Below are 19,320 nucleotides of genomic sequence, written 5' to 3' on the forward strand. Positions count from 1 at the left end.
CGGCTCCAGCGGGCCGCGCGTGGAGGGCGGGAATGGTCGCGAGGTATCTCGTCTCGCCGCAGGGTGGTCGTCGTGCGTACCCCGACATCACCTCCGCTCTGGCTGCCGCGGCCCGACGGGGCCGGGCGGCGCTGATCGAGATCGCACCGGGCCGCTACGAGGAGGCGCTGACCGTTCAGGGCGAGGTCCAGTTGGCCGCGCTCGGCGACCCGGGCTCGGTGGTGGTGAGCCGGCCGCACGGCGCCGTCCTCGACGCCTCCGGGTCGGTTCGTGTGCACGGCCTCGTGCTGGTGGGCCGCGAGGCCGACGTCGTCGGTTGCCGCGCGGGATCACTCACGGTGGAGCACGCGGAGATCCGGGCGCACAGCGGCGTCGGTGTGCACGCGCGGGCGAACACCTCCGTGACGCTCCGGGACAGCGTGATCGTGCATGGCCGGGCCCTCTTCAGCGGGGCGGTCGGGCTCGTCGAACGGTGCCGGTTCGTCGACGCCATCGACAACGCGGTCGCCGTGATCAAGGGCGCCCACGTCTCGGTCCACCACAGCTGGATCGGGGGCAGTGCGATCCACGGCGTGCGGGTCAGCGGTGCGCGTGCCCAGGTCACCGGGTGCGAACTGACCGGCACCGGCAAGGCCGCCGTCATGGCGGACGCACAGGCGGACCTCACCGTGGCCGGCTGCTCAATCACCGCCGTGCACGCGGAGGGAATCGCGTTCATCGAGCAGTCGAAGGGTTCGGTCGACGGCACGCGCGTCACCGATGCGCAGCACGGCGTCGCGGTGGTGAGCGGCGCCGATCCGGTGGTGCGCGACTGCGTGTTCACCGAGTGCCGCGACACCGGCATCAATGTCCACGCCTCGGGCCGTGGCCGGTTCGAGGACTGCGAAGTTCGCGACGCGGGCAACATCGCGGTGTTCGCGACGAAGGGCGGCGCTCCCGAGGTTCATGGCTGCCGCATCGCGCGAGGCAACGTCGGCGTGGCCGTCACCGACGGCGCCAGAGGCCGCTTCTCCCGGGTGGAGATCGAGGATCTGACGAGCGTCGCGCTGCGGGTGCACGACGGGGCCAAGGGCGTGTTCGAGCACGTCCGTGTCGAACGCTGTCCGTCGCACGTGGAGGCCCGGGGCGACGGCGGGACCACGGCGAGCATCGCCGACGCGGTGTTCCGTGATTTCGACATGTCCGCCGTGGAGGTCATCGGCCAGTCCCGGGTCACGTTGAAGGGCGTCTCGGCGGAGCGCGGAACGCTGGGCTTCGGCGTCGGCGAGGAGGCGCAGCTGTTCGTGGACGACTGCGCCGTCACAGCGGTGAGTTCGTGCGGGGCGCTCGCGTTGGGCAAGGGCAGGCTCACCGCCCGGAACCTCACGGTGACCGGCTCGGAGGCCTTCGGTCTGTGCGGAACGGACTCCGCCCGCTTGGACGTCGTGAACAGCGAGTTCGCCGACTGCGCGACGGCGGGTGCGAGCTTCCAGGACACGTGCGGGGGACGGATGGTGGACTGTTCCGTGAGCGGAACGCGGGGTGTGGCCGTCCAGGACAACGGCCGTGTCGACCTGGTCTCCCTCCGTACGTCCTTGCCGGTCGTCAAGCAGCTCGCGAAGCCGGCCGAGCGCCCGGCGATGATCGTCAACCACTACGAAGGCCCGGTGTTCAACGCCGAGGTCCACGGCGCTCAGCTGGCGTGGAACAACAACAGCGTCATCCAGGAGCAGACCAGCGAGGACGGTTCCAGCACATGAACGAGCCACGGAGCGGCGACCACTACGAGGGGCCGGTGTTCAACGCCGCGGTCTCCGGCGCCCAGATCGCCTGGAACAACAACACGGTCACCCAGAACCAGAGCAACACCAGTGCCGTGACCCCGGGTTTCGAGGAGCTCGCCGAGCTGGTCACCGGCCTGCTGCGGCAGCTGCCCCGGGCGGGGCTCGCCGATCAGGACCGCGAGGACGCCGATGCGGCGGCCAGGGAAGTCCTCGCGACGATCACCCGGCCGGAGCCGCCGGAGCCGGGCAGGCTCCGCCGCGCGATCGCCACGCTCCGGGGAGCACTGGCTCCGGTCGCGACCGGGGTGGTGGCCGGCACGGCGGTGGGGGCACAGGAGTGGGCGCGGACGGCGATCGAGGGCTTGACCGGCATCGTCTGATCAGCGTCCTTCACCGAGGTGGCGGTACGTGCGCCGCGTCGGCGAGCGCATCCGGCGCGGGGGCCGCCGGGGCTCCGGCCGGGCGGCCACCTGCCGGGCCGAGGAGTCGACTCCCTTATGGCACACGTCAGTTGGCGTCACGGCAAAGCGCGCGGAATTAATTGGCCTAGACCCTTGACCGGTTGCTGGTCCAGACCAATCATGGGGCGTCCGCACCCTTCTCTCACCCCCGTCGGAGAGCCCCGATGAGACGCCCGAGATCCGTCCGCGCCCTGCTCGCCACGCTCAGCACCGTCGCCGCGTCCGCCGGCCTGGTCATCGGGGCGGGCGGCGCGGCGCACGCCGCGACCCCGCTGCCCGCCCACATCTTCGCGCCGTACTTCGAGGCGTACGCGTCCGACAGCCCCGCCGATCTGGCGCAGAAGTCCGGCGCCAAGTACCTGACCATGGCGTTCGTGCAGGCCGAGGCCAAGGGGTCCTGCACCCCGTACTGGAACGGCTCCACCGATCAGCCGATCTCGTCGTCCGTGTTCGGCGCGGACATCACCACGATCCGCTCGCGCGGCGGCGACGTCATCCCGTCCTTCGGCGGGTACGCGGCCGACAACGGCGGCACCGAGATCGCCGACAGCTGCACCAATGTGGACTCGATAGCCGCCGCGTACGAGAAGGTCATCACCACCTACGACCTCTCGCGCCTCGACATGGACATCGAGGACAACTCGCTGACCAACAAGGCCGGCGTCGACCGCCGCAACCAGGCGATCAAGAAGGTGCAGGACTGGGCCGCCGCCAACGGGCGCTCCGTGCAGTTCTCGTACACCCTGCCCACCACCACGGGCGGTCTCGCGGACAGCGGGCTCGCGGTGCTCAAGAGCGCGGTCAAGTACGGCGCGAAGGTCGACGTCGTCAACATCATGACGTTCGACTACTACGACGGCGCCACGCACAACATGGCGAACGACACCCAGACCGCGGCCACCGGGCTCTACAACCAGCTGGCCTCGCTCTACCCGGGCACCTCCTCCGCCCAGCTGTGGGGCAAGATCGGTGTCACCGAGATGCCCGGCATCGACGACTACGGCCCGGCCGAGACGTTCACCACCGCGGACGCGACCGCCGTCTACAACTGGGCCGTCGCCAAGGGCATCAACACCCTCTCGTTCTGGGCCCTCCAGCGCGACAACGGCGGCTGCCCGGGTACCGGCGGGTCGGACACCTGCTCCGGAATCGCGCAGGACACCTGGTACTTCAGCCACACCTTCGAGCCCTTCACCGGAGGCGGCGGGCCCGTCCAGGACGACTTCTCGGTGGGTGTCACACCCGGCTCGGCCTCGGTCGCACCCGGCGGCTCCACCACCGCGACGGTCAGCACGGCGGTGACCTCCGGCAACGCCAAGTCCGTCGCCCTGACCGCCACCGGCGCCCCCGCGGGCGTGACGGCGACGCTCAGCCCGAGCTCCGTCACCGCGGGCGCATCGGCCCAGCTCACGGTCGCCGCGTCGGCCTCGGCGACGCCCGGAACGTACCCGATCACCGTGACGGGCACCGCCGGCACGCTCACCCACTCGACCACCTTCACGCTCACCGTGTCGGGCCCCGGCGGGAACACCGGCGCGCTGGTCAACGGTGGCTTCGAGAGCGGCTCCCTCACCCCGTGGACCTGTGACAGCGGCGCAGCCGTAGTCAGCAGCCCGCTGCACGGCGGCTCGTACGCCCTGAAGACCGCGCCCGGATCCGCGACGACCGGCGAGTGCGCGCAGACGCTCACGCTCTCCCCCAACACCGCCTACACGCTGAGCGGTTGGGTGCAGGGCAGCTACGCCTACCTCGGGGTGCGCGGCGGCGCCACCGGCAGCGCCTGGACCAGCTCCACCGGCTGGACCAAGCTCTCCGTGCCGTTCACGACGGGCGCCTCCGGCACCGTGACCGTCTACCTGCACGGCTGGTACGGCCAGGGCGCCGTGTACGGCGACGACCTCTCGGTCGGCTAGGTCGACCAGGTCGGCCCGCTAACGCAGGGTCCGTGCGCACGTTAGGGAAGCGTTGGCGCCGGCTGGGACGGTCGTGCACTGCCCGGAGCCGTCGGCCGTACACGCCGTGTCGCCGCGCTTCCCCGACACAGCACCGCGAGCCACCACTCGCGAGAGGACCCGATGCACGCCAACGAACAAGCCCGCACCCCCGGAGCCAAGAAACCCCAGCGTTCCGGGGCTTTCGCGCCGGGCCGCCCCACACCGGTCGGACTCCTCGCCCTGCAGGGCGCCGCGGGCAATGCCGCGGTCGTCCAGATGCTCCGGGCGGGCGGGCATCCCTGGGCGCAGGAGCAGCATCAGCACAACGCGGGCTGCGGTCGCCGGCAGACCGAGCGGGCGGCGCAGCCTTCGGTGCAGCGCTCAGCGGTCCACGACGTCCTCCGCGGCGGCGGACGGCCCCTGGACGACGCGACCCGCGCCGACATGGAGGCCCGTCTCGGCGCCGACTTCTCCGACGTCCGCATCCACAACGACAGCGCCGCCAGAGCCTCCGCCGCCGAAGTCGGCGCCCGCGCGTACACCTCCGGCAGCCATGTGGTCATAGGTGAGGGCGGGGCGGACGGTCACACCCTCGCCCACGAGCTCACCCATGTCATCCAGCAGCGCCGAGGGCCCGTCGCCGGCACCGACAACGGCACCGGGCTCAGGGTCTCCGACCCGTCCGACCGGTTCGAACGGGAAGCCGAGGCCACCGCCGGCCGCGTCATGGCGTCCGCGCCGGCCGGCCTGCGGACGGACGCCGTCCCCGCGGCGGACGGGACGGCGACGGAGCACTCGTCCGACACCGGCACACCGGTGCAACGTGTTGCCGGTGGACCGCTCATGCAGGGATACAGCCGGCCCAACATCAGTGCCGCAGCGACGAACGAGATGCTGGAGTACCAGGGAGCCGGCCCGAACGCGCCGGGATCTCCCCGCGCACAGAGCAGACTTGCCGCCCTCCAGAATCCCAATCCGTTCGACACCGATCTGGCGAACAACTGGGCCGCCAACAATCGCATCGGAAGGGACTCCAACGGGGACAAGATGTCCCGCAACCACAGACTGTCGGATCACTACGTGGGCCACATCGTGGAGTCGATCAGCAACAGCTACCAACAGCTCGGTGCCCAGGGCCTGCCGATACCGCAGGCCGCGAGAACCGCGGTGTACGGATTCGTGACGGCCTGCGTCCCGTCGCACAACATCCAGACGGTCTTCGCCGGGCTGGAGCAGATGGCCCCGAATCCGAACGGCGGCGCCTTCCGCAGCGTGGTGTCGGACCTCTCGAACAACGGACGGAACCTGCGGGCCGGCAACAGCAGCCTCAACAGCGGAATCGGGGCGAACTTCGACCCCAGTCTCTTCGCCAGCGGCGGCGGGACGCCCATCACGGCCGGCATCGAGCAGGCCGTCATGGACCTCGCCAGCGCCGGTGTGATTCCCGTGCACATCGCCACCGAGGCGCTCACGCCGCTGCGGCCGGACTGGACGTCGTCCGCCCTTCGCTAGCGGACGGGCCGCCGCCGGTCAGGGGCCCGGCGGCTCCCTGCGGTCGCGGGGCGGACCGCTCATCGCCCCGCCTTCCTCGCCTTCCTGGTCGCGCGCAGCCACTCCTTGTTCATGGCCGCGATCGACGGCAGCGGGATGCCCTTGGGGCAGGCCGTCGCGCACTCCCCCGTCAGCGTGCAGCCGCCGAAGCCCTCGTCGTCCATCTGACCCACCATGTCCAGGACCCGGGTCTCGCGCTCGGGCGCGCCCTGCGGCAGCACGTTCAGATGGTTGATCTTCGCCGAGGTGAACAGCATCGCCGAGCCGTTGGGGCAGGCCGCCACGCAGGCGCCGCAGCCGATGCACTCGGCGTGCTCGAAGGCGAAGTCGGCGTCGGGCTTGGGCACCGGGGTGGCGTGCGCCTCGGGGGCGGCGCCGGTCGGCACGCTGACGTAACCGCCGGCCTGGATGATCCGGTCGAAGGCCGAGCGGTCCACCACCAGGTCCTTGACCACCGGGAACGCCGCGGCACGCCAGGGCTCGACGTCGATGGTGTCGCCGTCGTGGAACGAGCGCATGTGCAGCTGGCAGGCGGTGGTCCTCTCGGGGCCGTGGGCGTCGCCGTTGATGACGAGCGAGCAGGCGCCGCAGATCCCCTCGCGGCAGTCGTGGTCGAAGGCGACCGGTTCCTCGCCCCTGAGCGTGAGCTCCTCGTTGAGGGTGTCGAGCATTTCGAGGAACGACATGTCCGCCGAGATGTCGTCGACGTCGTATGTGGCCATGTCTCCGGGCGAGTTGGCGTTCTTCTGTCGCCAGACGCGCAGGGTGAGCTTCATGCGTAGCTCCGCTGAGTGGGGTGGACGTACTCGAAGACCAGGTCTTCCTTGTGCAGGACGGGTGCGGCGCCGGTGCCGGCGAACTCCCACGCGGCCGCGTAGGAGAATGCCTCGTCGCGGCGTTCGGCCTCGCCGTCCGGGGTCTGGGACTCCTCGCGGAAGTGGCCGCCGCAGGACTCGGCACGGTGCAGCGCGTCGAGGCACATGAGCTCGGCGAGTTCCAGGTAGTCGACGATCCGGTTGGCCTTCTCCAGGGACTGGTTGAACTCCTCGCCGCTGCCCGGCACCTTGATCCGGCGCCAGAACTCCTCGCGGATCTGCGGGATCCGGTCGAGCGCCTTGCGCAGGCCCGACTCGGTGCGGGCCATGCCGCAGTACTCCCACATGAGTTCGCCGAGCTCGCGGTGGAAGGAGTCCGGGGTACGGTCGCCGTTCACCGCCAGGAGCAGGTGGAGGCGGTCCTCGGTCTCGGCGACGGTTTCGGCGACCGCCGGATGCGCGTCGGTGACGGGCTCCTGGTGCGGGTTGCGCGCGAGGTAGTCGTTGATGGTGGAGGGCAGGACGAAGTAGCCGTCGGCGAGGCCCTGCATCAGGGCGGAGGCGCCGAGGCGGTTGGCGCCGTGGTCGGAGAAGTTGGCCTCGCCGATCGCGAACAGGCCCGGCACGGTGGTCTGGAGGTCGTAGTCGACCCAGAGTCCGCCCATCGTGTAGTGCACGGCGGGATAGATGCGCATCGGTGTCTCGTACGGGTCCTCGGCGGTGATCCGCGCGTACATGTCGAAGAGGTTGCCGTACTTGGCCTCGACGGCGGCCCGGCCCATCCGCGCGATGGCGTCGGCGAAGTCGAGGTAGACGCCCTGTCCGCCGGGGCCGACCCCGCGTCCCTCGTCGCAGACGTTCTTGGCGGCGCGCGAGGCGATGTCGCGCGGCACGAGGTTTCCGAAGGCCGGGTAGATGCGCTCCAGGTAGTAGTCGCGCTCGTCCTCGGGGATCTCGGCCGCCGGGCGGGTGTCGCCCTTGGCCTTCGGCACCCAGATGCGGCCGTCGTTGCGCAGCGACTCGCTCATCAGGGTGAGCTTGGACTGGTGCTCGCCGGTGCGCGGGATGCAGGTCGGATGGATCTGCGTGAAGCAGGGGTTCGCGAAGTACGCGCCCCGGCGGTGGGCCCGCCAGATCGCGGTCGCGTTGGAGTTCATGGCGTTGGTCGACAGGTAGAAGACGTTGCCGTAGCCACCGCTGGCGAGAACCACCGCGTCCGCGAAGTACGTGTCGATCCTCCCGGTCACGAGATCGCGGGCCACGATGCCGCGGGCCCTGCCGTCCACCACGATCAGGTCGAGCATCTCGGTGCGGGCGTGCAACTCCACGTTGCCCGCCGCGATTTGGCGCGAGAGCGCCTGGTAGGCGCCGAGCAGGAGCTGCTGTCCCGTCTGGCCCCTGGCGTAGAAGGTGCGCGAGACCTGGACGCCGCCGAAGGAGCGGGTGTCGAGCAGTCCGCCGTACTCACGGGCGAACGGCACGCCCTGAGCCACGCACTGGTCGATGATCTCGACGGAGATCTGGGCGAGGCGGTGGACGTTGGACTCCCGGGCGCGGAAGTCGCCGCCCTTGACGGTGTCGTAGAACAGCCGGTGGACGGAGTCGCCGTCGTTGCGGTAGTTCTTCGCGGCGTTGATGCCGCCCTGGGCGGCGATGGAGTGGGCGCGGCGCGGGGAGTCCTGGAAGCAGAACTGGACGACGTGATAGCCCTGTTCGGCGAGGGTGGCGCCGGCCGAGCCGCCCGCCAGGCCCGTGCCGACCACGATGACGGTGTGCTTGCGGCGGTTGGCCGGGTTGACCAGCTTGGCTTCGAAGCGGCGGGTGTCCCAGCGCTCCGCGATCGGCCCCCGGGGAGCGCGGCCGTCGGCGACCGGGTCGCCCAGCGTGTAGTCGGTGTACGAGGTCATGTCAGCTCACCACTCCGGTCATGACGGCGACGGGTACGGAGACGAATCCGGCGAAGAGCAGCACGGCGAGGACGACCGCGAGGGTCCTCAGGACCCGGTCGCGGGTGGCGCTGCCGGCACCGAGGGTCTGGGCGGCGCTCCAGAAGCCGTGCTGGACGTGCAGGGCGAGCGCGGCCACGGCCACGATGTAGATCGTGTTCCCGTACCAGGTGGAGAAGGTGTCCACGAGGTTCTGGTAGGGGTGGCCCGGCCGGAAGCCGGAGTGCACCGTGCCGGTCGTCAGGTCCAGGATGTGCCAGACGATGAACAGCGCGAGGATGACGCCGCCCCAGCGCATCGTGCGGGTGGCGTAACTGGCGCGGGCCCGCTTGTGGACGTATCCGGTGGGGCGCGCACGGAGGTCGCGGCGACTGAGCTGGTAGGCCGCGACGGCGTGCCCGACGACGGCGGCCACGAGCACCACCCGGATGAGCCACAGCGCCCACTCGTAGTGGAGGAAGGGCTCTCCGATGGTGCGCAGCCAGTGCGCGTAGGAGTCGAACTGGCCGGCCCCGAAGAAGATCTTCAGGTTGCCCATCATGTGCACGACCAGGTAGGACAGCATGATCAGACCGCTCACGGCCATGACCGTCTTCTTGCCGATGGTCGAGTCCCACAGTGCCCGCGGCAGGGACGGCCGTGTGTCCGAACGTCGGTCCGTCCGCTTGTCGGTGCGCGTTGCCAGAGCCATGTCATTGACGCTAGAGGCCAATGACCCAAGAGGTCCAAGACATGGTTCGGCTGATCTCCATAGGTATGCCCTATCGTAGGTGTATGCAGTTCCAGCAGCTCCTCTACTTCGTGGCGGTCGCCGAGACCCGGCACTTCACCCGGGCCGCCGAGCGCGTCCACGTCTCACAGCCCTCGCTCTCGCAGCAGATCAAGGCGCTGGAGAACGAGCTGGGCGCCGAGCTGTTCAGCCGCGCCCGGGGCAACATCGCGCTCACCGACGCGGGCGAGGCCCTGCTTCCGCTGGCCCGGCGCATCCTGGCGGACGCGGACACCGCGCGCATCGAGGTCCAGGAGCTGGCCCAGCTGCGGCGCGGCCGGGTACGGCTCGGCGCGACGCCGAGTCTGTGCACCGGGTTGCTGCCGGATGTGCTGCGTGCCTTCCACGACCGCCATCCCGGCATCCAGCTCCTCATCGAGGAGGGCGGCTCGCACGATCTCGTGCGCGAACTGGCGCGCGGCGCACTGGACTTGGCGCTCATCGTGCTGCCGCTCCCGGCCGCCTCCCCCGCCCTGACCACCATCGAGCTGCTCCAGGAGGACCTGGTGGTGGTCTCGTCGCCGGCCGAGGCGCCTCCCGGGTCGGGTGCATCGGTGCGGATCGGCGAGCTGCGCGAGGCTCCCCTCGTGATGTTCCGGCACGGTTACGACCTGCGGGAGCTGACCGTGGCGGCCTGCCGCGCCGAGGGGTTCGAGCCCGCGTTCACCGTGGAGGGCGGCGAGATGGACGCGGTGCTCGGCTTCGTACGGGCCGGGCTCGGGGTGGCGGTGGTGCCGAGCATGGTGGCGGCGCGGGCCAAGGACCTGCGGGTCACCCCGCTCGCGCGCCCGGGTCTGCGCCGCGCCGTCGCGCTGGCCCATCGCAGCGACGTGGACCCGCCGCGCGCCGCGCGGGAGTTGCAGCGGGTGCTGCTCGGCATCGGGACGGGGCGGCGCGGCGGCGGCTGACCCGTCGTGCGGGGCCGGGGCCGCGGCTCTCTGCCCCGGGCCCCGCCCCCGCACGGGTCACACCGCGTCCACCAGCGCCAGCGAGTGGATGCGGTCCGGCGCGCCCGGACGGGCGTAGTACCAGCCCTGGGCGGTGTCGCAGCCCAGCTCCTTCAGCTGCTCGGCCTGGGCGCCCGTCTCCACGCCCTCCACCGTCACCGCGAGCGACAGGCTGTGCGCGAGCGCCACGATCCCCTCGACGATCTTGATGTCGACGGGGTCGGCGGGCAGTTGCTGCATGGACTGGGTGAAGGACCGGTCCAGCTTGAGCACGCTCACCGGGAGCCGGCGCAGGTTCGCGAGGTTGGAGTAGCCCGTGCCGAAGTCGTCCAGGGCTATGTCCACACCCATGTCGGCGAGCTGGCGCAGCGGCTTGAGGAGGTCGTCGTCGGCGCCGATCAGCGCGGACTCGGTGACCTCGAGGCACAGCGCGCCCGGGGTGAGCCCGGTGCGCTCCAGCATCTCGACGGTGTCGGCGACGAGCCCCGGATGGTAGAGCTGGGTCGGCGACAGGTTCACGTTGATGCGCAGCGGGCCGCCGTCGGTGGCGCCGGGGTGGGCCAGCTGCCAGGCGCGAGCCTGACGTACGGACTCCTGCATCACCCAGCGGCCGAGCGGCACGATGAGCCCGGTGTGCTCGGCGAGCGGGATGAACCGGTCGGGGCCCAGCACGCCGTGCTGCGGATGCGACCAGCGCACCAGCGCCTCGGCGCCGTGCACACTGCCGTCGCCCAGGTGCACGAGCGGCTGGTACTCGATGAAGAACTCGCCGCGCTCCAGGGCGGCGGGCAGCGCGTTGGTGAGCCCGTGCCGGGTGATCGCGCGGGCGTCCGCCTCGGCGTCGGCGAACTCGAAACGATTGCCGCCCGCCGACTTGGCCCGGTACATGGTGATGTCCGCGCTGCGCAGCACCTCGGCGGCGCTGCGCTCGCCCGCCGGTCCCTCGACGACGCCGATCGAACCGCGCACGGTCAGCTCGCGGCCCTCGATGCGGATCGGGGTGGCGAGGGTGTTCAGGATGCGCGAGGCGAGCTCGTCCGCCTCGAACTCGGTGTCGGGGCCCGTGGTCAGCGCCACGAACTCGTCGCCGCCGAGCCGGGCCACCATCTCGCCGGGCCCGGTCGCACAGCTCTGCAACCGGTCGGCGACCTCCACCAGGAGCCGGTCGCCCGCGGAGTGGCCGAGGCTGTCGTTGACCGCCTTGAAGCCGTCGAGGTCCAGGTAGCACAGGCCGAACCGTTTGCCGTCGCCCGGTGCGAGCGCCTTCTCCAGGCGCTCGAAGAACAGCGTGCGGTTGGGCAGGCCGGTGAGGGCGTCGTGGGTGGCCTCGTAGCGCAGCCTCAGATTGAGCAGCCGCCGCTCGGTGGTGTCCTCCATGAGGGCGAGCTGGTACTTCGGGTTGCCCTCGGCGTCGCGCAGCAGCGAGACGGTGAGGTTGGTCCACAGGACGGTGCCGTCGCCGCGGTAGTAGGGCTTCTCGACCCGGTAGTGGTCGCGCTCGCCCCGGACCAGTTCCCCGTAGAGCCGCCAGACGTGCGGGGCGTCCTCGGGGTGCACCCACTCGCTGACGTTGCGGCTGCGGATCTGTCCCTCTATGCCGCCGAACATCCGGGTGAGGGTCTCGTTGACCTCCAGGACCTGGCCTTCCAGGTCGGCGATGCCGATGCCGATCGCGGCGCCCTCGAAGACGGCGCGAAAGCGCGTCTCGGTGGTGTGCAGGGCTTCGAGGGCCGCGCTGCGCGCCGACATCGCGGAGCGGGCGATGGCTTCCTGCTCGGACCGGGTCCGTTCGCGCAGGGCCCCGGCGAAGCCGGCCGCGAGCGCGTGCTGGAGCCGGGCGCAGCGGGCGCGCGCCTCCTCGGCCGAGAGCCCGTCGCCCGTGCCGCAGTACAGCACGAGGTAGGACTCGACCACGCCGAGGCTGCGGCTGAGGGCGTCCGGGTCGGTGCAGTGCGCGGCGACCAGGGCGGCGCCCGCCTCCTGCGCGGGCGAGGGATCGAAGTGGCGTCCGTGCAGGGCTTCGATGAGGCGGCGGGCTAGCGGCACCAGGTGCCGCTCGAACTCGGGCCGGGTCAGCGAGGTCGCCGTCACCGGGAAGATCGCCCGGCTCCAGATCGTCGCGAACCGTCTGAGCCGGTCTTCGGGGCTGTCCGGCGCCAGGTCCGGAGCGGGCGCCCGGGGCGGGGTGCTCACGCCTTGCGCCCCACGCCGGCAAATCCGGAGAAGGCGTACGGATCTTCCTGGTCGGTGTCGTTCTCGGGCCGCCACAGGGGCATCGAGACCAGGCCGGGCTCCACCATCGTGAACCCGTCGAAGAATCCGGCGACCTCCTCGCGCGAGCGCATCACCAGCGGATTCTTGATGTTGCGGTAGACGCCCACGGTGCCGCCCGCCTCTTCCTCGCTGAGCGGGATGCCCTCGTAGGAGGCGTGGGTGAGCACGAGCAGGCTGCCGGGGGCGAGCGCGTCGCGCAGCTCGGCGACGGCCGCGCACGGGTCGTCCTGGTCCTCGACGAAGTGCAGCACGGCGACCAGGAGGAGCGCCACCGGACGTGACAGGTCGAGGAGTTGGGACAGCTCTGGGGCGCTCAGGATGTCCTGCGGCTTGCGCAGGTCGGCCGCCGTGATCGCGGCCTGTTCGTTGCCATCGAGAACGGCGCGGCTGTGGGCGACGGCGACCGGGTCGTGGTCGACGTACAGGACGCGGGCCTCGGGGCTTGCCGCGTGGGCGACTTCGTGAACATTGCCGAAAGTCGGGATTCCGGATCCGATGTCAAGGAATTGCGTGATGCCCTCGCCGACCGCGAATCGCACGGCGCGGCGCATGAAAGCACGGTTGGCCTGCATGACCTTGGGCAGCCCCGGCATGAAGCGCATGGCCTCGCGCGCGGCCTCCCGGTCCACCTCGAAATTGTGCGAACCGCCCAGGTAGTAGTCGTATATGCGGGACACGCTCGGCACCGAGATGTCGATGCCCTGGGGGGCCCAGGCGGGACGCTCCATCAATGTCTCCAACAAGTCGCCGCAGGAGGCCATGACCATGACCATTGTTTGCGCCTGAGGCTACTGATCGTCCGCCGGGAGAGCGAGTAAAAACGGAAATTGCTCGTCCGTTCTTGGTCACAGGCCCAGGGCATGTGCGCCATATCGTACGGGCAGGCGCGGTGGCGTACGCAACCGTACCGGTGGGTGGACACACGCATCGGCCCGGCACCGCGCGAGGGGTCGCGGTACCGGGCCGACGGGGGTGGGCGCGTGGCTACTTGGGTGCGCCGACGAGCTTCCCCTGGGGGGACACGGCGTACCAGGTACCGCCCATGCCCTGGCCGTTGGTGTCGCCCGGCTGGGTGTCGCCGGAGAACGTGTAGACGGGCCAGCAGGTGATGGACTGCTGCTTCACGCCGTCCGGCCGGTCGAAGGTGACGAATCCCTTGAGGGCGATGCCCTTGGTGTCGTTCTTGGCGACGGGCGCCACCGCCGGCCACTTCTGCAGACAGGCCCCGGTGCAGGCCGACTTCATGGGCCAGGCGGAGTCCTTCTTGAACCGGTAGACGGTCATGCCGCGGGCGTCGACGATGACGTCGCCGAGCCGCGCGTCCTTGCGCACCGAGAGGCCGGGCAGCGATGCGGCCGCGGCCGGCGCCGCCGCCGATGCCTTCTTGCCGTCGGGTGCGGCGGCGTGCCAAGTGCCGCCCACGTTCTGCCCGTTGGTGTCGCCGGGGTTGGTGTCCTTGCTGTAGCGGTACATCGGCCAGCCGCCGATGGTGAGCTGCTTGGTCCCGTCGGCGCGCGTGACGGAGCCGAGCTTGGACTGGTCGGTGCCGGCCGCGGCGGTGACACCCGCGGCGGGCACCGCGGGCCACGCGGTCGCGCAGTCGCCGTCGCACTTCGACGCGGGGGGACTCGCGGTGTCCTTGTCGAAGCGGTACAGGGTGAACCCCGCACTGTCGGTGACGACCTTGCCCAGGTCCTTGCTGTCGGTGACGGTCAGTTGGCCGGCCTGTTTGGCGGCGGACACGGCGCCACCCGCCTGACCGTACGCGCCGCCCGACCCGTAGCCGGTGTCGGAGCTCGCGGTGCCGGCGTTGGCGACCGGCTGCCCGGCGCCGCTTCCGTAGGCGCTTCCCTTGTCCTGGCCGCAGGCCGTCGCGGTCAGTGCCAGGACTGCTGCCGCCGCTGCCGCGAGCGCTGTGCTGCGCCAGGTGTTCATGGCAACTCCCGTTGTATATAAGGCTGTTGAGGCGCCGGTGGCACCGGTTGTCGGTCCTAAGTACGGGCGGCGGGTGACGGTTCGTTCAACGCGGACCCGGGAATTTTCCGAACGAACCCGAACAGCGGGTCAACGTGGGGGACGCGGAACGCCGGTAAGTCCCTCGTTCAGGCGAATCGGTCCGGCAGCCCCTCGGATGTGGGCCCGGCCGCCCGATGATCACTGAGTGCAAGGACGACAACTCGCCGGACGGCTGCTCGCCGCCACGGCCTTCACCGTGCTGCTGGCCGCACCGGCACCGGCCGCGCGGGCCGACGCCTGCGCGTACGCGGGCACGGGCGGCGGTTCCCCCTGGGCGGTGGCGGGCTCGGGCCACCACCACTGCCCGTTCCCGCCCTGGCCGCATCCGAGGCCGACGCACACCCGGGTGCCGCCGACGCCGCCGCCCGTCACACCGCCGCCGCGCCCGCCGGTTCCGCCCGTGCCCCGGCCCACGCCGCCGCCCCGCCCCGCCCCGCCGCCCGCCCCTCCGGCGCCTCCGGTGGTGCACAGGCCCGCCGCGCCGGCCCCGGCCCGGCCGGCGCCGCCCGTTCCCGATCCGGCGCCGGTGGTGCCCCCGGCGCCGCCCGTGCCCGCCCCGCCCCATCCGGCGCCGCCGGCCGCGAAGCCGTTCGTCCTGCGTGCCTACCGGATGCCGCCGCGCAAGAAGCCCGCGCCGCGGCTCTCTCCCGTCACCCTCACGCTGCTCATCACCGCGCCCGCCGTGCTCGGCGCGGCGCTGCTGCGCACCCGCTCCGGCTCGCGCTCGCGCTGAGCCCCCCTTTCCTGAGAGGCCCCCCGTGTCCGACTGGCTCGTCCTGGTCATCGCGATGGCCGCCGCCTGCGCGGTCGTCCTCACCATCACCCTGTTCAGCAACCGCCGGGTCGACCCCGAGACCGACGACCCCTCCGACACCCCGGACGTCATCGAGTACATGACGATGATGATCGGCGTGGTGTACGCCATCGTGCTCGGCCTCGCCATCGCGGGCGTCTGGGAGGGCCGCGGGGCCGCCCAGGCCGACGTGCAGCAGGAGGCCCAGGCACTCCACGAGATCAGCCAGCGGGTCCAGGTGTACCCGGCGGAGGTGCGCGACCGGACCCGGGCCGATGTCGAGGAGTACGCCTCCTACGTGGTGCACACCGAGTGGAGCCACATGGCCAAGCACGGCGACCTCACCGACGAGGGCGCGCAGAAGCTGGAGAAGATCCGCCGCGACGTGACGGACTACCACCCGGCCAACGACTTCGAGGCGCAGGCCTACCAGCCGCTGATCGACCAGGTGGGAGCCGTGGACGCAGCCCGGACCGCCCGCGGCCAGGGGGCCGGGGCCACGATGCCCGGGGTCGTCTGGTTCGGCCTGATCATCGGGGCGCTGGTCACGGTCGGCCTGATCTTCACGCTGCAGATCAGGCGCACCTGGCGGGAGCTGCTCCTCGCGGGGTTCTTCAGCGCGCTGATCGCCTTCCTGCTCTTCCTGATCTGGGACTTCGACGCCCCCTTCGGGCGCGGCATCTCGGCGACGGCGGGGCCCTTCCTCGACCTGTTCCCCGGCATCGGCTGACGCGCCGGGGGCCCGGCCGCGTCCGGACACCGCGCCGCGGCGGCGCGGTGTCCGCTCGGCCGGGCGGGGGACCCGGATGCCCCATTCGCCGGACAGCGATCGCGACACACCGGGTCGCCTCCTAGCGTTTCGGGCATCGAGGTGCATTCACCGCTTTTGTGGAATCGGTTCCGCAGCTGCTCCTCGGGGACCGGAGGATTGACCATGGGCGCGATACGCATCGCATCCGCCGCACTCATCGGCGCCGGCGCGCTCGCGCTCGCCCCGTCCACCGCCACAGCGGCCCAGAACAGCCCCAACGCGACCAGCGACACGTCGTTCGCCTTCAGCGTGACCCCCTCCGTGATCGCACCGGGCGGCCAGGTCACCCTGAACGTCACCAACTGCCCCGTCGAGGCCACCGTGTCCTCCGGGGTCTTCGACACCGTCACCGTCCCCCAGAACAGTTCGCGCAACGCGACGGTCGACTGGGACGCCAAGCGGGGTGCCACGTACACCGTGACGTTCACCTGCAACGGCACGCGGCGCACCTCCCAGCTGACCATCACCGGCGCCTCGCCGACGACCAGCTCCACCGTGCGCCCCACCGTCCGTTCCACCATCTCCCCGCTCGGCGTGCGGGGCGGGCTCGGCGGCAGCGCCAAGGGCGACCTCGACACCGTCGAGCTCGCGGTCGGTGCCACGCTGATCGCCATCGCCGGCACCGGCGTGTTCTACGTGCTGCGCAAGCGCTCCGGCGGACGACAGCACTGAGCGCCGCGCCCTCGGGGCGCCCGCCGTCGCCCCGCCACACCCGTCGCCCCCGAGTCCTGGCCAGGACTCGGGGGCGACGGGTCGTTGGGGTCCTTCCGGGAGGTTCGTCCGGTCAGACCCGTACGCCTGCGCGGCGACGGCGGGCGAGGAACAGCGCGCCGCCGACCGCGGCGGTGCCGGCGAGGCCGCCGCCGATCGCCATCTCGGTGTCGGTCGGTCCCGCGGCGCCGCCGAGTCCGCCGTCGGCACCCCGCCCCTCGAGCACGCGGAAGCTGCGGGTCGCGACCCGGTCGTTGTCGTTGCACTTGACGGCCAGGCTGTACGAGCCCGGTGACGTGTCGTCGCGGATCCGGGCGGTCGCGTAGTTGATGTCGCCCGACGACAGGTGGACCTCGTCGAAGGCGTTCGAGCTGACCCTGCCACCGTTCTGGCAGCCCCTGGCGGTGATCCTCAGGGTGGCGCCCCGGTGGACCGCGGAGGGGTCGACATCGACAATGGTCGGCCCGCCGGACGGCGGGCCCCCTGCGACGGCCGCCGGGGCGGCGAACCCGCCCGCGGCCCCGACCACCAGCGCCACCGTTAGAGCGCGTGAAGCACGCATCGTTGAACCTCCATGGGAGGACGCCCCGGAGCCGTGCCCCGGGATGATCGACGAGTACGCCTCCCATGACAAACCCTCACCGCCGCTCATACAAGCCGCATTTCGACACTCATCCACCCTGGTGAACGGCGTGGCCGCGCGCGTCCCCGGAATCTGACGGACCCGCAGGTCACAGACCGTCAGATCATTTTCGGCGCCCCGTGACCCGGATGGGTCAGGCCCGGTGGACGGCACCCGTTCGCCGCCCTCCGATCGCCGAGTGGCCACCCCGCCCTTACGGTGCTCGAAGGCGCGCTGAGGGTGGACGGCGAAGGAGTTGACGAAGAGACATGGCGCACGAAGAGAGCGGCCTGGAGCGTCGCAGGCGTTCCCCGTGGGGGGCGCTTGCCCTGGTGATGCTCACCGGCCTCGCGCTGATGCGCAACGGTGCGGATGTGACGATGGGCCCGCCGCAGCCCGCCGCGGCGGCGGCGCTGACCAGCGGCGCGGGGACCGCGTCCGCGGCTCCGTCGGCGGCCGCGGTCCAGCCGCTGGCGTTCGCCCCCGCCTCGCGCGTGCGGATCGAGGCGATCAACGTGGACGCGCCGGTCATGGACGTCGGCACCGATGCCCAGGGCTGGGTGCAGGCTCCCCCGCCCGAGGACCCGAACCTGGCCGGCTGGTACCAGAACGGCGTGGCGCCGGGCATGCGCGGCACGTCGGTGATCGTCGGCCACGTCGACAACATGAAGGGCCCGGCGGTCTTCTACGGGCTCGGCTCGCTCCAGAAGGGCAACCACATCGAGGTGCAGCGCTTCGACGGCCGCACCGCGGTGTTCGAGGTGTACGGCGTCGAGGTGTTCGCCAAGGCCACGTTCCCGGGTGCCCGGGTGTACGGCGACACCGGGCACCCGGAGCTGCGGGTGATCACGTGCGGCGGCGGCTTCTCCAGGGCTCGCGGGTACGACGGGAACGTGGTGGCGTTCGCCCGCCTCGTGTCCGTCAAGTAGCCCCGGAGCGGCCGGGCGCGTTCACCTGAAGGCCGCCGCTCGCGGGACTCATCTGCGGCGCGGCGGAACCTTCAACTCATATCCTTGCGCGAGGAGTTCGGGCAGATAGCTGCGCAGGGCGGCCACGCTCTGCGTGCGGTCGCCGCCCGCGTCGTGCGAGAGCACCACGACGCCGGGCGCCGCCCCGTCGAGGACCCGGCGGATGATGGTCGGGGTACCGGGCGTGGTCCAGTCGAGGGTGTCGACGGTCCAGGCGAGCGGCTCCATGCCCATCTCGGCCTGGATTTCGAACACGTTGCGGTTCCACGCCCCGTACGGCGCGCGGAACCACTGCGGCGGCTCGCCGAGGATCTGCTCGATGACCTCGCTGGTGCGGCCGATCTCGTCGCGGATCTTGGCGGACGGCATCTTGTTGAGCTGGGGGTGGGTCCAGGTGTGGTTGCCGATGACGTGCCCGTCGTCCCGCATCTCGCGCACCAGGTCGCGGTTGTCGGTGGCCATCTCGCCGCACAGGAAGAACACCGCGCGCACGTCGTGCTCGCGCAGGGTCTTGAGGATGCCGGGGGTGTAGTGCGGATCGGGTCCGTCGTCGAAGGTGAGCACCATCGAGTGCTCGCCCAGCTGGGGCATGCTCAGGAAGGGTCTGGTGCGCACCGGCGGGAGCGCGGTGTGGTAGCGCGGCGGGGTGTAGGCGGTCATGGGTTCCAGGCGGTACGCGCCGGCCCGCGGCCGGGGTGCCGCGGCCGCGGGACCCGCGGCCGGTGCGGCGCGGGGCGCGGGCGTCGGGGTGACGGCGTCCTCGGCGGTCAGCATGCGGACCGCCGCGGCGGCTCCGAGGCAGGCGGTGACACGGAGCAGTGTCCGCCGACTGGGGACCATCTGATCCCTTTTCATGACATGCGGCTTTTGTTCGTCATGGCGGAAGATTAGGACCTGGCGGCCGCGGTGGGGCCTGCGAAACGTCAGCACCCGCGCGAC

17 protein-coding genes are annotated in these 19,320 nt (G+C 71.4%); 9 read left to right on the plus strand and 8 right to left on the minus strand.

Annotated features, from left to right (window positions below):
- The first annotated feature begins 32 nt into the window (after positions 1-32).
- The 4 genes from OG432_RS02700 (at position 33) to OG432_RS02715 (ending at position 5,670) form a co-directional block, all read left to right on the plus strand.
- Complete coding sequence (locus OG432_RS02700; RefSeq protein ID WP_328307310.1) at positions 33-1,739, plus strand: right-handed parallel beta-helix repeat-containing protein; 1,707 nt, start codon at positions 33-35, stop codon at positions 1,737-1,739.
- Positions 1,736-2,143, plus strand: coding sequence for a hypothetical protein (locus OG432_RS02705; protein ID WP_328307312.1), 408 nt, complete (start codon positions 1,736-1,738; stop codon positions 2,141-2,143). The genes OG432_RS02700 and OG432_RS02705 overlap by 4 nt, the downstream gene beginning before the upstream one ends.
- 245 nt (positions 2,144-2,388) lie before the next feature.
- The gene (locus tag OG432_RS02710; RefSeq protein WP_328307314.1) at positions 2,389-4,137 is read left to right on the plus strand and encodes a carbohydrate binding domain-containing protein; all 1,749 of its coding nucleotides are present in this window, start codon (positions 2,389-2,391) and stop codon (positions 4,135-4,137) included.
- A gap of 162 nt (positions 4,138-4,299) precedes the next feature.
- Positions 4,300-5,670: an eCIS core domain-containing protein gene (locus tag OG432_RS02715; RefSeq protein WP_328307316.1), complete on the plus strand. Its 1,371-nt coding sequence runs from the start codon at positions 4,300-4,302 to the stop codon at positions 5,668-5,670.
- 59 nt (positions 5,671-5,729) lie between these two features.
- Here OG432_RS02715 and OG432_RS02720 read toward each other — a convergent pair whose 3' ends face one another.
- Genes OG432_RS02720 through OG432_RS02730 form a run of 3 tightly spaced genes read right to left on the minus strand, consistent with a single transcriptional unit; the run spans position 5,730 to position 9,161 of the window.
- The gene (locus tag OG432_RS02720) at positions 5,730-6,485 is read right to left on the minus strand and encodes a succinate dehydrogenase/fumarate reductase iron-sulfur subunit (RefSeq protein WP_328307318.1); all 756 of its coding nucleotides are present in this window, start codon (positions 6,483-6,485) and stop codon (positions 5,730-5,732) included.
- Positions 6,482-8,431, minus strand: coding sequence for a fumarate reductase/succinate dehydrogenase flavoprotein subunit (locus OG432_RS02725; RefSeq protein WP_328307320.1), 1,950 nt, complete (start codon positions 8,429-8,431; stop codon positions 6,482-6,484). Before OG432_RS02725 ends, OG432_RS02720 begins: the two co-directional genes overlap by 4 nt.
- A gap of 1 nt (position 8,432) precedes the next feature.
- Positions 8,433-9,161 (minus strand): succinate dehydrogenase, encoded by a 729-nt coding sequence (locus tag OG432_RS02730; protein ID WP_328307322.1) that lies wholly within the window; start codon positions 9,159-9,161, stop codon positions 8,433-8,435.
- 83 nt (positions 9,162-9,244) lie between these two features.
- Between OG432_RS02730 and OG432_RS02735 the strand changes: the two genes are divergently transcribed.
- Complete coding sequence (locus tag OG432_RS02735) at positions 9,245-10,147, plus strand: LysR family transcriptional regulator (protein ID WP_328307324.1); 903 nt, start codon at positions 9,245-9,247, stop codon at positions 10,145-10,147.
- A gap of 57 nt (positions 10,148-10,204) precedes the next feature.
- On the opposite strand, the gene OG432_RS02740 is transcribed toward OG432_RS02735, so the two are convergent.
- From OG432_RS02740 to OG432_RS02750, 3 genes are all read right to left on the minus strand, one after another.
- Positions 10,205-12,379: a putative bifunctional diguanylate cyclase/phosphodiesterase gene (locus tag OG432_RS02740; protein WP_328307326.1), complete on the minus strand. Its 2,175-nt coding sequence runs from the start codon at positions 12,377-12,379 to the stop codon at positions 10,205-10,207.
- Entirely contained in the window at positions 12,376-13,188 is an 813-nt protein-coding gene (locus tag OG432_RS02745) for an SAM-dependent methyltransferase (RefSeq protein ID WP_328307328.1), read from the minus strand. The genes OG432_RS02740 and OG432_RS02745 overlap by 4 nt, the downstream gene beginning before the upstream one ends.
- A gap of 256 nt (positions 13,189-13,444) precedes the next feature.
- Positions 13,445-14,395 carry an SCO0930 family lipoprotein gene (locus OG432_RS02750; RefSeq protein WP_328307330.1) on the minus strand — a complete coding sequence of 317 codons (951 nt, stop codon included), beginning with the start codon at positions 14,393-14,395 and terminating at the stop codon, positions 13,445-13,447.
- Positions 14,396-14,621: 226 nt separating this feature from the next.
- Between OG432_RS02750 and OG432_RS02755 the strand changes: the two genes are divergently transcribed.
- The 3 genes from OG432_RS02755 to OG432_RS02765 all read left to right on the plus strand — a co-directional run bounded on the left by OG432_RS02755 (position 14,622) and on the right by OG432_RS02765 (position 16,752).
- Positions 14,622-15,209, plus strand: a complete 588-nt coding sequence (locus OG432_RS02755) for a hypothetical protein (protein ID WP_328307332.1) — start codon at positions 14,622-14,624, stop codon at positions 15,207-15,209.
- Between the two features lie 25 nt (positions 15,210-15,234).
- Entirely contained in the window at positions 15,235-15,999 is a 765-nt protein-coding gene (locus tag OG432_RS02760; protein ID WP_328307334.1) for a bestrophin-like domain, read from the plus strand.
- A 204-nt stretch (positions 16,000-16,203) separates the two neighbouring features.
- The gene (locus OG432_RS02765) at positions 16,204-16,752 is read left to right on the plus strand and encodes a hypothetical protein (RefSeq protein ID WP_328307336.1); all 549 of its coding nucleotides are present in this window, start codon (positions 16,204-16,206) and stop codon (positions 16,750-16,752) included.
- A 112-nt stretch (positions 16,753-16,864) separates the two neighbouring features.
- On the opposite strand, the gene OG432_RS02770 is transcribed toward OG432_RS02765, so the two are convergent.
- Positions 16,865-17,329: a hypothetical protein gene (locus tag OG432_RS02770; RefSeq protein ID WP_443058327.1), complete on the minus strand. Its 465-nt coding sequence runs from the start codon at positions 17,327-17,329 to the stop codon at positions 16,865-16,867.
- A gap of 353 nt (positions 17,330-17,682) precedes the next feature.
- Between OG432_RS02770 and OG432_RS02775 the strand changes: the two genes are divergently transcribed.
- Positions 17,683-18,342, plus strand: coding sequence for a class F sortase (locus OG432_RS02775; protein ID WP_328307341.1), 660 nt, complete (start codon positions 17,683-17,685; stop codon positions 18,340-18,342).
- 48 nt (positions 18,343-18,390) lie between these two features.
- On the opposite strand, the gene OG432_RS02780 is transcribed toward OG432_RS02775, so the two are convergent.
- Complete coding sequence (locus OG432_RS02780; protein WP_328307343.1) at positions 18,391-19,236, minus strand: polysaccharide deacetylase family protein; 846 nt, start codon at positions 19,234-19,236, stop codon at positions 18,391-18,393.
- Positions 19,237-19,320 lie beyond the last annotated feature (84 nt).

It is taken from the genome of Streptomyces sp. NBC_00442 (assembly GCF_036014195.1).
Lineage (GTDB): Bacteria > Actinomycetota > Actinomycetes > Streptomycetales > Streptomycetaceae > Streptomyces.

Coding starts and splice junctions, on each gene's coding strand:
- OG432_RS02700 (WP_328307310.1), top strand. CDS start 33: ATGGTCGCGAGGTATCTCGTCTCGCCGCAGGGTGGTCGTCGTGCGTAC.
- OG432_RS02705 (WP_328307312.1), top strand. CDS start 1,736: ATGAACGAGCCACGGAGCGGCGACCACTACGAGGGGCCGGTGTTCAAC.
- OG432_RS02710 (WP_328307314.1), top strand. CDS start 2,389: ATGAGACGCCCGAGATCCGTCCGCGCCCTGCTCGCCACGCTCAGCACC.
- OG432_RS02715 (WP_328307316.1), top strand. CDS start 4,300: ATGCACGCCAACGAACAAGCCCGCACCCCCGGAGCCAAGAAACCCCAG.
- OG432_RS02720 (WP_328307318.1), bottom strand. CDS start 6,485: ATGAAGCTCACCCTGCGCGTCTGGCGACAGAAGAACGCCAACTCGCCC.
- OG432_RS02725 (WP_328307320.1), bottom strand. CDS start 8,431: ATGACCTCGTACACCGACTACACGCTGGGCGACCCGGTCGCCGACGGC.
- OG432_RS02730 (WP_328307322.1), bottom strand. CDS start 9,161: ATGGCTCTGGCAACGCGCACCGACAAGCGGACGGACCGACGTTCGGAC.
- OG432_RS02735 (WP_328307324.1), top strand. CDS start 9,245: ATGCAGTTCCAGCAGCTCCTCTACTTCGTGGCGGTCGCCGAGACCCGG.
- OG432_RS02745 (WP_328307328.1), bottom strand. CDS start 13,188: ATGGAGCGTCCCGCCTGGGCCCCCCAGGGCATCGACATCTCGGTGCCG.
- OG432_RS02750 (WP_328307330.1), bottom strand. CDS start 14,395: ATGAACACCTGGCGCAGCACAGCGCTCGCGGCAGCGGCGGCAGCAGTC.
- OG432_RS02765 (WP_328307336.1), top strand. CDS start 16,204: ATGGGCGCGATACGCATCGCATCCGCCGCACTCATCGGCGCCGGCGCG.
- OG432_RS02775 (WP_328307341.1), top strand. CDS start 17,683: ATGGCGCACGAAGAGAGCGGCCTGGAGCGTCGCAGGCGTTCCCCGTGG.
- OG432_RS02780 (WP_328307343.1), bottom strand. CDS start 19,236: ATGAAAAGGGATCAGATGGTCCCCAGTCGGCGGACACTGCTCCGTGTC.